Origin of the sequence: Chryseobacterium defluvii, from assembly GCF_003634775.1 — a bacterium.
Taxonomy (GTDB): Bacteria; Bacteroidota; Bacteroidia; order Flavobacteriales; family Weeksellaceae; genus Chryseobacterium; species Chryseobacterium defluvii.
In genome coordinates, this window is the sequence record NZ_RBXB01000001.1 from 408191 (window position 1) to 422298 (window position 14108).

A 14108-nucleotide genomic window follows, 5' to 3' on the forward strand; every position below is an offset into this window, starting at 1 on the left:
CAATGTTTTTTGTTTTTAAAAGTAGAAATTTTTTAATGGCTACTGATAAAATTTTTTATTAAATTTTCTATTTCTTTTTTAGCATCATCCAGATCAATATTTACTACGATCTTATCAAACTCAGTAGCATAAGACATTTCTTCTTCCGCTTTTGCTACACGGGTTTTTATGGTTTCCGCATCATCCGTATTTCTGGTAATCAATCTTCGTTCCAACTCTTCAATGGAAGGAGGTTCAATGAAAATAGACAATGCTTTTTCCCTGAAGTATTTTTTTAGGGAGATTCCGCCTTTTACGTCTACATCAAAAATCACTACTTTTTCCTGTTTCCAGATCTTTTCAACTTCAGATTTTAATGTTCCGTAATATTTATCCGTGTATACTTCTTCATATTCCACAAAAGCGTCTTCTGCAATTTTTTGCCTGAATTCATCCGGTGTTAAAAAATGATAGTCTACTGCATGAACTTCACTGCCTCTTGGCTGTCTTGTAGTACACGAAATAGAAAATTCAAGTTCCGGGAATGTTTCCAGGGCGTGTTTTACCAATGTCGTTTTTCCGCTTCCTGATGGTGCTGAAAATATGATAACTTTATTCATTTTTCTTAGTTATAAATGATGAGTTATGAATGATGAGTTATTGAAACTTGCAGCAAGAAACTTATAGCTCATCATTAATAACTTATAACTTACAAAACGTTTAACGTTTGTTCTTTAATTTTTTCCAGGTCATCTTTCATCATTACCACCAGCTTCTGGATTTCGGCATGATTGGCTTTTGAGCCTAACGTATTGATCTCTCTTCCGATTTCCTGGGAAATAAAACCTAATTTTTTCCCATTGAAATCTTCATTATCCATAACATCTTTATAATATTTCAAATGTTGGGTCAATCTTACTTTCTCTTCGGAGATGTCCAGCTTTTCTGTAAAATAAGCCATTTCCTGATAGAAACGCGTTTCATCCACATTTTCAAATTCTTTCAATGCTTTTTGATAACGCTCTTTTACACTTTGAATTCTCACTTCTTCGAAAGGAAGGACTTCAGATAAATATCTATCGATGTTCTGAATATTTCTTTCCAGCTCTTCATGCAGGATTTTACCTTCTGTCTTTCTAAATTCTTCGAATCTGTCCAATGCATTATTGACAATACTGGCCAGTTTTTCCCATTCCCCTTCACAAAGTTCATCAGGTCTTGAAGTCACGGCATCCGGAAGCCTTACTGCCATTTTAAGGTATTCAAAATCAGGTCCGTCTGAAGCAATGCTGCGAAGCTCATTCATATAAGAATCAATAAGGTTTTTATTAATCTTCACATCGTTGCTTTCTTCAAGATTCTCCAGATTGATGTAGCAATCCACTTTTCCACGGATAATCCTGTCGTTAAGAATTTTTCTGATTTCAAATTCTTTCTCCTTATAGCGTAAAGGCATTTTGATATTTAAATCAAAGCTTTTACTGTTCAGTGATTTAATATCGATACAGATTTTTTTACCTTCGAAAACATCTTCAGCTCTGCCGAAGCCGGTCATTGATAAAATCATAGTTTTTTATTGTAGTACAAAGATAAACATTTAAATTAGCACTGTGAAATCGCAATGATTTTGAAAAGACAAACATTGATAAGATTTACGATTCCCTATGAAAAACTTGATTTCTGTAGTAGGTCCCACCGGAATTGGCAAAACGAGACTCGCGATTGATCTGGCAAAACATTTCAATACGGAAATTATTTCCTGTGATTCCCGGCAGTTTTTTAAAGAAATGAAAATCGGGACAGCCTCTCCGTCTGAGGAAGAATTGGCGGAGGCTCCTCATCATTTTATCGGAAATCTTTCTGTTCAGGATTATTATTCTATCGGGCAATATGAAGAAGATGCCCTGAAAAAGCTCAATGAATTATTTGAAAAACATGATACGGTGATCCTTGTCGGAGGAAGTATGATGTATGAAAAAGCCGTACTGGAAGGGTTGAATGACCTGCCTGAAGCCAATGCTGAAAATCAGGAAAAATTACAGGATATATTGGATTCCGACGGAATTGAAAAACTTCAGGAGATATTGAAAATTCTGGATCCGGAATATTATGCTGTGGTGGATATTCATAATCACAGAAGGCTTTTAAGGGCGATTGATGTGATCTGGCAAACCGATACGAAATATTCTGAACAAATCGCTGTTTCACAGGATTCCAGAGATTTTAATGTGATCAGGATCGGGATTGAAGCTCCCCGTGAAGAACTATACGATAGAATCAACAGGAGAGTGGATATGATGATGGAGAAAGGTTTACTGGAAGAGGCAAGAGGTTTGGAGGAATTCAAAGAATTAACTGCTTTGAATACGGTTGGCTACTCTGAATTATTCAAATATTTTGACGGGGAATGGGATCTGGATTTTGCGGTTTCTGAGATTAAGAAAAACAGCCGGAGATATGCAAAACGTCAACTGACCTGGTATAGAAAAGCCGATGATATTCATTATCTACAGTTGGGGTATTCTCAACAAGATTTTGATAATCTGATTGAATGGATTTCTACACAATTTCAAAACTAAGCCTAATTCTTTTTTAACGCAAAGAAAAATTATTATAACGCCTATAGGTAAGAAAGCAAAGAGAGAATCAATGAAATTGATTCTAAAAAGCCCTCTTCATCAGCGACTTTGTCGCTCATCTTTGCCCCTTAAAATAAAACATTTCGTATTTAAAAACTTTGCGTTTAAAAAAATAACCATTAAGTTCGGGCTAAGCTATTAAGAATATTACGCTGAACTTCACCTTAAGGCTTAAAAAATCTACTTGATTTTTTCTTAATGAAACTTAACTGCTCTCATATTTTTAATGGTTGAATTGTCATTCTGACGAAGGAAGGGTCTCATTGAATATTTATAGATTCTTCGTTTCACTGCGTTACATTCAGAATGACAAGGTAACAAGTACGGCATAAGCAAAAAAAATGCGATCCCGAAAGACCGCATTCAACAATATAATTTTAATTTACTACTTCCAACCACCGCCAAGAGCTCTGTAAAGATCAACAATACATCTCAATCTCATAAAATGCCTGTCATCTATAGAAAATTTAATTTCTACACACAAGCAACTTCAGTTTCTTCAATGTTTTTTTGATTTACTTGCGAATTGATTTTTTCCTTTTTAGTAAAAGTTATAAAACTTATGCCTAAAGTGATCGCCAATAAGCCAATACTCATCCAAACCACAAAATGAATTCCATACTGTGCAATAATGAATCCACCCAAGAAAGCACCAAGAGAAATCCCGATATTGTAACAAGAAGTGAGCAAACTGTTTACAAATTCCAAGGTATCTTTAGGTACAGATTGCGTAGTTCGCAGGTTGGGAACTAAAAAGCCTCCAGTGTGAATGAGCCCCCAAAAGGAAAGAATAATCACCATTGGTATGAAAAAGTCCCCAAAATAATAAGCCAACAGTTGCACAGAAATAAGAAGAACATAAAATAATCGTGAAGTTTGTATTAGCTTTTTACCCAAGGCAATCCCTGTAATCCAATTTCCGAAAATCCCTGCAATTCCGAATAAAAGCAGCATGATACTAATTTCTGTACCGTTCATTTTAGTGATTTTTTCCAAATAAGCAGCCAAATAGCTATAGCTGGAAAACATGGCCGCCAGAGTAAGAACGGTAGAAATCAGATTGAGCCAAAGTTGTGCATCTTTCAAAACGTGAAACTGAGATTTTGTTGCTTTTTCTGAATTTCCGGGAATAGACGGGACTAAAAATAAGAGACTCAAAAAAGCAATCAGACTAATCACACTTGAAAGAAAAAACGAAGCCTGCCAATTATTGAAAAATTCTGCTGCGTAAGTAGTAAGCGGAACACCTAAAACAGTTGCAATACTTAAACCGGCCATCACAGTAGAAACGCCTTTTGAACCATTCTCTTTAAATGCAATGGCCAAAGAAATATTCCAAAATAATGGGTGGAAAATAGCAGGAATAATCCTTGCAATCATCAATATCGTGAAATTGGGGGAAAATGCAGATAGCAAATTGGAAACAATGAACATTCCTAAAACCAAACACAACAATAATTTACGATTAATTTTAGTTGTAATTGCTGTAATAATAGGTGAAGAAAAAGCCACGGTAAGTGCAAATCCACCTAACAACCAGCCTGCAGTATCTACAGAAATATTGAAAACCTTAGCAATTGTCGGCAAGATTCCGATAACCCCAAATTCCGTATTGATAATTCCGAAAGCCCCAAAAGCAAGTGCATATATCGACTTTTTCATATTAGATTAATTTAAACATTAGAATTTATTTCGCCTACTTCCAACCACCGCCAAGAGCCCTGTAAAGATCAACGATACTACTCAGTCGCTGTCTTTTTACGGATGCAAGATTAAGTTCTGCCTGAAGAGAATTCGCCTGAGCGGTAATCACTTCAAGATAATTTGCCATGCCTCCTTTGTAAAGAAGCTGCGCGCTTTTTATTCCTTCTTTTAAAGTCTGTACCTGTTCTGCTGCTTTCTGTTCCTGAACTTTTAAGCTTTCATTGGAAACCATAGCATCTGAAACTTCACCTACCGCATTGAGAACGGACTGACGGAAAGCCAATACATTTTTTTCTCTTTGAATTTTAGCCACTTCCAGATCTGTTTTTAGCTGTCTTTTCTGGAAAATAGGCTGGGTAATTCCCCCTAGAACCGAACCAAATAATGAGGCCGGAATCTGGAACCAGTTATCAAATTTGAAAGAGTTTACTCCGCCGGTTGCCGTAATTTTTAAAGCCGGGTACATATTCGCCTGAGCAATTCCCACCATCGCATTGGATTCCAGTAAAACCAATTCCTGCTGACGTACATCAGGACGGCGGCTTACCATGGCTGCAGGAAGACCGGCTGAAATATTTTGAGGTAAAGAAGTATCAGACATTTCAAGGGTTCTGTTCACCTTATTCGGATTTTCACCTACAAGAATACTTAACGCATTTTCCTGAATGGCAATATTCTGTTCCAATTGTGAGATGAGAAGTTCCGTTGACTGCTTTTGTGCAGTAGCCTGCTGAACTCCCAGAGATGTGGTGTCTCCGCTTTCCCACATTTTTTGGGTAATAGACAGTGTGTTAGTGCTTAATTCAAGATTAGCTTTGGCAATGCTTAATTGCTTATCAAGCATCAGCAAATTATAATATCCTTGTGCAATAGCCGCTACAACCTGAGTTTGTATGGCTTTGGTAGCTTCATACGTTTGCAGGTACTGCATTCTTGAAACTTCCTGCTGATTTTTGATTTTTCCCCAGATATCGGCTTCCCAGGAAAGATTGAATGCTGCATTATAGTCTTCAACATGGCTTTGGCCTAAGAATAGATTAAGGCTTTGGCCGTTCATACTGTTTTTAGAAGGTCTTGAAATTTGTGCATTCACTCCAAATCCGACATCCGGATACTGAAGGTATTTTGCCTGTTTCAGTTTCTCCTGTGAAGAAGCCACCTGTTTCAACGCAATCTGCAGGTCATAATTATTTTTAATTCCTTTTTCAATGAGGTCGCGTAGAATAGGATCATTGAAAAATTCTTTCCATTCCAGATTGGCAACGCTTGCGGTATCTGCGGTAGCGGTGTACTGGAATTTTTCAGGGAGCTGTAAGTCCGGCTCCGTGTAGGCTAATTTAGACACACACGAAACCGAGGCTACAGCCAATATGAGTGTTAGAAAAATATTCTTTATTCTTTTCATAGTTTTTCTTTTTAATGAACAGTTGTTAGAGCCGGCTCATGATCTTGTTTTTGAAGTCTTCTCTTTTTTCTGCTCGGCATTTTTTCATGCAGATATTGGAAAATCACGTACAATACAGGAATGATGAAGATTCCGAATACAACTCCGGTTAACATTCCACCAACGGTACTCCATCCGATAGAATGATTACCTTTTGCAGAAGCTCCCTGTGTCCAAACCAATGGAAGCATACCGATAATGAAGGCAAATGAAGTCATCAAAATAGGTCTCAAACGTAATCTTGAAGCCTGAAGAGCAGATTCTATCAGTGATTTGCCTGCTTTTCTTCTCTGAACGGCAAACTCTACGATCAGGATCGCATTTTTCGCCAGTAACCCGACGAGCATGATCAATCCGACCTGTACATAAATATTATTATCAATTCCTGCCAAACCTGTGAAGGCAAATACTCCGAATATCCCTGTCGGAACCGTTAAGATAATGGCAAACGGAAGAATATAACTTTCATATTGTGCTGCCAGTAGGAAGTATACAAACAGGATACTTAAAAGGAAGATGAAAGCAGTCTGACCTCCTGTTTTAATTTCTTCACGGGTAATTCCTGTCCATTCATAGCCATATCCTCTTGGAAGAGACTGTTTGGCCACTTCTTCCACGGCTTTGATGGCATCTCCGGTACTGTAACCCGGTTTTGGAGTTCCATTGATCGTAACGGCGTTAAATAAGTTATTTCTTGTAACCGTTTCAGGACCGAATGTTCTTTTTAAAGTAACTAATGTCTTTACCGGAACCATTTCGCCCAGATTATTTTTAACGAAAATCCCTTCCAGAGAGTTCACATCCGTACGATAAGGAATATCTGCCTGCGCCATGACTCTGTAATATTTACCGAATCTGTTGAAATCCGAAACAAAGCTACTACCATAATAGATCTGCATGGTTTGCATTAAATCCGTCACAGAAACTCCCAACTGATTCGCTTTATCTGAATCCACTTCAATCGTATATTGGGGATTTCCTGCTGCATAGGTCGTAAAGGCGAATGCAATTTCCGGACGCTTCATCAGTTCTCCGATAAATGCCTGAGTGGTTGTTCCCAATTGCTCAAAAGAACCGTTGGTTTTATCCTGAAGCATGAATTCAAAACCGGATACATTACCAAAACCTTGTACGGTTGGGAAATTGAAGAAGAAAGCATTGGCATCTTTCACCTGGCTTACTTTACCTGTTAAGGCTGCTGCAATCTGATCCGGATCTTTCATTTCTCCACGTTCGTCATAATCTTTCAGCTTAATAAAACCGGCAGAGTAGGGAGAAGCATTGGCATTACTGATGAAGTTCAAACCGTCTGCCACCCAAAGGTGGTTTGTTGCACTTTCACCATTTACTATTTTATCAATTTGTTCCGTTGCTTTGTGAGTTCTTTCCAGTGAACTTCCCGGAGGCGTGTTCACAGCATATAAGACGAAACCTTGGTCCTCCGTCGGAATAAATCCTGAAGGTGCTTTTTTAATCAAGAAAATACTTGCTGCTGTAATGATAACCAGACCTCCTACTGCAACCCATTTGTTTTTAATTAAAAACTTAAGGCTGTAGATATATTTTCTGGTCATGGTATTGAAACTCGCATTAAAGGCATTGAAAAATCTGCCCCCGAAGCCTTTTTTCTGATTGTGTGCTCCATGCTCTCCCTGAGGATCATTTAAGAAAAGAGCACATAAAGCAGGGCTTAACGTTAATGCATTAACTGCAGAAATCAGAATGGCAATAACCAAAGTGAAAGCAAACTGTCTGTAGAATACTCCTGCAGGTCCTTGCATGAAACCAACCGGAACGAATACGGCACACATCACCAAAGTAATGGAGATAATTGCGCCCGAAATTTCACTCATGGAATTAGTGGTTGCCTGATCTACAGACATTCCGGTATGCTCCATTTTTGAATGGACGGCTTCTACCACAACGATAGCATCATCCACCACAATACCAATGGCGAGAACCAAAGCAAACAAGGTAAGCATATTGATACTGAAGCCAAACAGCTGAAGGAAGAAAAATGTCCCGATAATTGCTACAGGCACCGCAATAGCCGGAATCAATGTAGATCTGAAATCCTGAAGGAAAATATACACTACAATAAATACCAGGATAAATGCAATAACCAAAGTTTCCACCACCTGATGAATAGAGGCATCGAGGAAGTCTTTTGAGTTATACATGATGATCGGCTTCACTCCTTTTGGAAGCGTTTTTGAAAACTCATCAACCTGTTTTTCAATTTCAGTTAAAATCTCATTCGCATTGGAATCTGCGGTTTGTAATATCGCAAAACCTGATACCGGTTTACCATCCACTCTGTTGGCTGCAGTATACGTATAGGAACCGAATTCTACTCTTGCCACATCTTTCAGCCTTAAGAATGAACCGTCATTATTGGCTTTGATGGCAATGTTTTCGTAGTCTTCGTTTTTGTTTAATTTACCTTTATATTTCAGGATATATTCGTACGTTTCCTTACTTCCCTGTCCAAGACGTCCCGGAGCAGCTTCAAGGTTGTGATCTTTAATGGCATTCATAACCTCCTGTGGAGAAAGATTGTTGGCTGCCAATCGATCCGGCTTTAACCAGATACGCATGGAATAATCTCTCGTTCCGAAAACCTGAGCCTGTGCAACTCCCGGAATACGCTGTAATTGCGGAATAATATTGATTTTCATGTAATTCTGCAGGAAAAGCTCGTCATATTGTTTCGGATCTTCACTATACAATCCCATAAACATGATGAAGCTGTTCTGAACCTTTTGCGTAGAGATTCCCGCCTGAACAACTTCTTGCGGAAGCTGGCTCATTGCTTTGGATACCCGGTTTTGAACGTTTACCGCTGCATTATCTGCATCAGAACCCTGCTTGAAATATACGCTCAAAGTCATGGTACCGTCGTTACTTGAATTGGAGGTCATGTACGTCATGTTCTCCACTCCGTTTACGGCCTCTTCAATAGGGGTTGCTACTGACCGGGCTACCACTTCCGCATTTGCTCCGGGATAAAATGCCGTCACCTGAACACTGGGTGGTGCAATATCCGGAAATAGTGTAATCGGAAGGTTGAAAACCGACAGTGCTCCCAAAAGTAAGAGTATGATGGATATGACCGTTGAAAGTACCGGTCTTTCTATAAATTGTTTTAACATAAGAAGTTTATTTTTTTAAGTCTTCCGTAATTGAAAAGATGTTTACAAAGGTTTAGCTCTGAGCAGGCTATCCGAAGAAATAGCTTTTGGTTTGATCGTTGCACCATCTTTTAAGCTTCCAAGCCCTGTGTATACGATCTTTTCTCCCGGAGTCAGCCCTTCTGAAATGAAGTAATAGCTTTCCGTTTTTCCTGAGATTTTGATCGGCTTGCTGGTTACTTTCTGGTCTTTTCCAACTACATATACATAGGTTTTGTCCTGAATTTCAAAAGTAGATTCCTGTGGAATAACCATTGCATTAGACAGCATTTGAGGCATACGGACTCTACCCGTATTTCCGGTTCTCAGCATTCCTTTAGCATTAGGGAATTCTGCACGTACACTGATCGCTCCTGTAGTTTTATCAAACTGTCCGTCTACAATGCTCATTTTTCCTTTTTCAGGGTAAATGCTGTTATCTGCAATCACTAATTCTACCATGGGCATATTTTTCAGTTTTTCGTCTAAGGTTGCACCCGGGTATTTATTTTGAAAAGCAATAAAATCAAGTTCGCTTAAAGAGAAATAGGCATAAATTTCACTGATGTCTGATAATAAAGTCAATGGATTAGGATCCGTTCTGGAGATCAAGCTTCCTTTTTTATAAGGAATTCTTCCGATATAGCCACTTACAGGGGCTGTAATGGTTGTAAACCCTACATTGATCTTTGCACCTCCAACAGACGCTTTTGCCTGTGATGCCGCTGCAACGGCTGCTGCGTAGTTGGCTTTTGCTGTTTTCAGCTGTACATCAGAAACTACTTTAGCGGCTACCAATGGCTGAAGACGGTCTACTTCCACCTTCGCTTTTTGAATATTGGCATTAGCGACTTGTAAATTCGCCTGCGCCATATTCATCTGTTCCCCGTAAGCTCTTGAATCTATTTTGAATAAAGGTTGTCCTGCTCTTACATAGGCTCCTTCCTCTACATATATTCTATCCAGATAACCATCTACCTGTGATCTGATCTCTACGTTATTTTTTCCTTCTAATGCTGTAGGGAATTCCTGATATGTAGTGGCTGGAGAAGTAATTACGGTATAAACCGGCAATTCCGGAGCAGGAGGGGCCTGATTAGAACCTTCCGCGGCCTTGCTGCAACTTTGTAAAAGGATAATACTGGCAATGAGTATGATGATCCTTGTTTTTCCAGTTAATTTCATTTTGAGTTTAATTTTTTTAATGAAGTGTTTGAATTAAGTAATGTTATTTTCATTTAAATCCTGTTAATTTTACTAACAGTGTTAATAATGAATTCAAAAAAAATTATTGAATTTTTAATGATCGGTTAGATTGTCGTTTTCATAGCTGTCATTTCTTTTATTGTTGTTTTATATATAAGATGAGGTGTGTTAATTTTGCTAACGGTGTTAATTAAAGATTCTAAGTTGATTCAAATTCAAAAATAGTTGAATATTTAGTGTTAATTTTACTAACGGTGTTAATTTAAAATTCAAAAAAAATTTACAAAGACTTAATAAAGGCCGAAACTGTTTCGTCTAAAGTCGTCTTGTTCATCGTGGAAGGAATATCTGTGTTACGCATCATCATAATAGAGATCAAACCATGTATGGCGGAAAATAAAGCGTGTGACATATGACAGGCGTTATCCGTGTTTGAACCGTTCTTTTTAATGATATCGTACGTGCAGTAATAAATCATGTCCTGAAAGGAAGAAAATTCCTTTTTCATTTGTCCTTTTCCGCTGCACTGCATTCCAAGACCAAACATCAGCTGATAATATTCCTTATTTTTAAAGGCAAACTTCCAGTAAGCATCTACAATGGCTGTAAGCTGTTCTTCCGGAGTATCATATTTCTTTTTGGCTTTTATCAGTTCTTTATTCAAAAGATCGAAGCCGTTTAAAGAAATTTCAAATAAAATGGCTTCCTTGTTTTCAAAATAATCATACACAACAGGAGCGCTGTATTCAATAGCGTCGGCTATTTTACGCATGGAAAGCGATGCCCAACCCTCAGTTTTAGCCAAACCGAAAGCCGCCTGCAAAATATTTGCACGAATAGACTCTTTTTCTCGTTGACGGCGCTCATGTAAACCCATGATATTTTTACTAACAGTGTTAGCAAAACTACGAACTTTTAAACATATCTTCCAAATAATATGTTAACTTTAACATTTAACGCAACTTTATAAAATCCTGAATGGGCTATTAATAAAAGAAATTTTTATCTTTGTCGGCAAAGTATAAGGTTATGAATACACCCTCAAATATGTTGGCGTTAGGAACCAAAGCTCCTTTTTTTGAGCTTCCGAATCCATCAAAAAGTAATGAAATTCAGTCATTGGAAGAACTGAAAGGAGAAAAAGGAACGTTGGTGATTTTTATGTGCAACCATTGTCCGTTTGTTCTTCATGTGATTGATAAGCTTCATGAATTGTATGAAGATTATCATGAAAGAGGAATAGAGTTCATTGCCATCAATGCGAATGATGTTGAAAAATATCCTGCTGATTCTCCTGAAAAGATGATCGAATTCCAGATTGAAAGAAAATTTGATTTTCCTTATTTATATGATGAAAGCCAGGCTGTAGCTAAAGCGTATGATGCCGCTTGCACCCCGGATTTCTATTTCTTTGATGAAAAACTGGACCTTGTCTACAGAGGACAGATGGATGATTCAAGACCGGGAAATAATAAGGAGATTACCGGTGAAGATTTGATTATTGCCTTTGAAAATCTTTTGTTGGGCGAACCGCAGGAGGAAATTCAAAGACCAAGTATGGGGTGCAATATTAAATGGAAGTAATTGCTGGTTGATAGTTGTCAGTTGATGACCTATCAATTCAAGATAAAATATTAGCTGTTCAAAACTGAACAGCTTTTTTATTTGATAAGTGATAAATTTCTACTCATGTAATGCTGGGCAAAGTCGAAGCATCTCATCCTTAAACTCAACCTCAATCTAATAATCTATACACTCACCTTATTATGTGAATAGTCTTTGATAAATTCAGAAGGCGTCTTCTCCGTATATTTTTTAAACATTCTGTTGAAATAGGTCACATTATTGAAGCCACAGCTATAACTGCTTTCTGAAATGCTTTTATCCTGCGCCATCAGTAAACAGGCTTTATTAATCCGATACCGGTTTACAAATTCCGTGAAAGTGATCTGGGTCGCCTTTTTAAAGAAATTGCAAAATGCAGGTAACGTAAGATTCGCCAACTCCGCTACATCTTCTATGTTGATGTCCTTATCATAATGATGTTCTACATAAGTAAAGATATTCTCCAAGCGGGTTTTATTCTTTGAAATGATCGTATAAGGCATAATTTCATTATTCAACAATTCATAATCTTTACACTTTGAAAGCTCAAAAAGGATTTCCAATAATAAAAGGTATCTTTTATAACCTTCCGATTCCAACATAAGTCTTAATTTCGGAAGCAATGCCTTCTTGATCTTATGATGAAAATGAATCCCGTATTTTGATAGTTCCAGTAAATTTTTAATAGACCTGGCTTCCACTTCCTGTTGTGGGAACTGAAGAATCTCTTCTCTGAACTGAAGTACAATTTCTTCATGCGGATCAATAGAATTCAATCCGAATCCGGAATGCGGAATATTGGAACCAATCAACACCAGATCACCATTGGTGTAATTGCTTTTATGGTAGCCAACGTGTCTTGTTCCGTTCCCGGAAATTACACAGACGAGCTCAATTTCCGGATGATAATGATAAGCCCATTTGAATTCTGAAATAGGAGAGTTATTATGGATCGTGCGAAAAGAGCTTTTTTCATCAGGAATTACTCTTTCAAAAGTAACTTTCATTCAATTAATGTTATTTTATGCTTAAAAATAAGAATTATATTAATATAGTTCAAATATTGATTTATTGTGTTAAATTAATGGTAAGACAAATGCTTCTATCTTAGCCACCAAGAAATTATTTTAATGAAAAATTTCAATATCAAGGCGGTTTTATTCTTAAACTATTTTGTTTTTGCCATTCTGTTGAACTCTGTAGGGACGGTTATCCTTCAGGTACAGCAGAATTTTGGGATTTCAAAATCTTCTGCAAGTGTATTGGAAGGTTTTAAAGACTTACCTATTGCTATTTGTTCCTTTCTTTTAGCCTCATTTCTGCCTAAAATAGGAATTAAAAACTCTATGCTGATTGCCTTGTTTCTGGTAAGCTGTATGTGTTTTGTAATGCCTTTCACAAATGATTTCTGGTTCTTTAAATTATTATTTGCCATTGTAGGGATTTCCTTTGCATTAATAAAAATTTCAGTTTTTACTTCCATAGGTCTTGTTACGGACACAGATAAGGAACATTCCAGTTTTATGGGGTTTTTGGAAGGTTTTTTTATGGTGGGTGTATTGGCGGGAAATGTTCTTTTCAGCTTATTTATAGATGATTATAATCCCAAATCTACCCATTGGATGAATGTTTATTGGGTATTGGGAAGCCTTTCATTATTATCTTTTGTATTCCTTTTCTTTTCTAAACTGGATGAACAAGAGGCAAGAAGCGGAAAAACAGATCTATGGGGAGATATTAAAAACAGTATTCGTTTATTCAGCTACAAAAAAGTATTGTTCTTTTTGCTTTGCGCCTTTCTGTTTGTTTTGGTAGAGCAGAGCTTCCAGACATGGACGCCTACTTTTTATAAGGAGATTTTAAAAGTTCCTACTTCCATGAGCATTCAGGCAGGAGCTGTTTTGGCGGGAGCTTTTGCTCTGGGAAGATTTTTATCGGGATTTTTCTCCAGAAAATTCAGTTGGATTTATGTGGTGTCTTTTTGTGTCATTGGCTTTGCCATAAGCATATTATTGGTATTGCCTTTAACTCATAACATTCATATCAACACCAATACCAATTGGTTGAACGCTCCGCTCGTAGTGTATTTATTTCCATTGATGGGAGGCTTCCTTGCCCCTATTTATCCGAGTATCAACTCAGTGATTTTAGCATCCATTCCTAAATACCTGCACAGTGCGATGTCAGGACTTATCGTGGTTTTTTCGGCAATAGGAGGGACAGTCGGGTCTATGATTACAGGTTTTGTGTTTCAGGAATTCAGTGGACAACAGGCGTTTTACCTTTCCCTGATCCCGCTTTCTTTGCTGATCGTTTCAGCCATCTTGATGAACAGAATAACTATACATCCTAAAAATTAAA

11 protein-coding genes are annotated in these 14108 nt (G+C 37.5%); 3 read left to right on the forward strand and 8 right to left on the reverse strand.

Going from position 1 to position 14108, the window contains the following annotated elements:
• Positions 1-32: 32 nt before the first annotated feature.
• Together gmk and BCF58_RS01945 are read right to left on the reverse strand one after the other, a co-directional pair.
• Entirely contained in the window at positions 33-599 is a 567-nt protein-coding gene (gene gmk / locus BCF58_RS01940) for a guanylate kinase (protein WP_121460113.1), read from the reverse strand.
• A gap of 89 nt (positions 600-688) precedes the next feature.
• Positions 689-1534, reverse strand: a complete 846-nt coding sequence (locus tag BCF58_RS01945; RefSeq protein ID WP_262696983.1) for a YicC family protein — start codon at positions 1532-1534, stop codon at positions 689-691.
• 109 nt (positions 1535-1643) lie between these two features.
• Between BCF58_RS01945 and miaA the strand changes: the two genes are divergently transcribed.
• A complete protein-coding gene (miaA, locus tag BCF58_RS01950; RefSeq protein WP_121460115.1) occupies positions 1644-2558 on the forward strand; it encodes a tRNA (adenosine(37)-N6)-dimethylallyltransferase MiaA in 915 nt (304 codons plus the stop codon).
• Between the two features lie 534 nt (positions 2559-3092).
• On the opposite strand, the gene BCF58_RS01955 is transcribed toward miaA, so the two are convergent.
• From BCF58_RS01955 to BCF58_RS01975, 5 genes are all read right to left on the reverse strand, one after another.
• A complete protein-coding gene (locus BCF58_RS01955) occupies positions 3093-4280 on the reverse strand; it encodes an MFS transporter (protein ID WP_121460116.1) in 1188 nt (395 codons plus the stop codon).
• A 34-nt stretch (positions 4281-4314) separates the two neighbouring features.
• Positions 4315-5727, reverse strand: a complete 1413-nt coding sequence (locus BCF58_RS01960) for an efflux transporter outer membrane subunit (RefSeq protein WP_121460117.1) — start codon at positions 5725-5727, stop codon at positions 4315-4317.
• An 11-nt stretch (positions 5728-5738) separates the two neighbouring features.
• Positions 5739-8918 carry an efflux RND transporter permease subunit gene (locus BCF58_RS01965; RefSeq protein ID WP_121460118.1) on the reverse strand — a complete coding sequence of 1060 codons (3180 nt, stop codon included), beginning with the start codon at positions 8916-8918 and terminating at the stop codon, positions 5739-5741.
• Between the two features lie 42 nt (positions 8919-8960).
• On the reverse strand, positions 8961-10121 hold the full coding sequence (locus BCF58_RS01970; protein WP_121460119.1) for an efflux RND transporter periplasmic adaptor subunit: 1161 nt from the start codon (positions 10119-10121) through the stop codon (positions 8961-8963).
• Between the two features lie 301 nt (positions 10122-10422).
• Positions 10423-11019: a TetR/AcrR family transcriptional regulator gene (locus BCF58_RS01975; protein WP_121460120.1), complete on the reverse strand. Its 597-nt coding sequence runs from the start codon at positions 11017-11019 to the stop codon at positions 10423-10425.
• 152 nt (positions 11020-11171) lie between these two features.
• Between BCF58_RS01975 and BCF58_RS01980 the strand changes: the two genes are divergently transcribed.
• Positions 11172-11726 (forward strand): thioredoxin family protein, encoded by a 555-nt coding sequence (locus tag BCF58_RS01980; RefSeq protein ID WP_121460121.1) that lies wholly within the window; start codon positions 11172-11174, stop codon positions 11724-11726.
• Between the two features lie 164 nt (positions 11727-11890).
• Here the strand turns inward: BCF58_RS01980 and BCF58_RS01985 are convergent, their stop codons facing one another.
• Positions 11891-12754 carry an AraC family transcriptional regulator gene (locus BCF58_RS01985; protein WP_121460122.1) on the reverse strand — a complete coding sequence of 288 codons (864 nt, stop codon included), beginning with the start codon at positions 12752-12754 and terminating at the stop codon, positions 11891-11893.
• A 123-nt stretch (positions 12755-12877) separates the two neighbouring features.
• Between BCF58_RS01985 and BCF58_RS01990 the strand changes: the two genes are divergently transcribed.
• Complete coding sequence (locus BCF58_RS01990) at positions 12878-14107, forward strand: MFS transporter (RefSeq protein ID WP_121460123.1); 1230 nt, start codon at positions 12878-12880, stop codon at positions 14105-14107.
• Position 14108 lies beyond the last annotated feature (1 nt).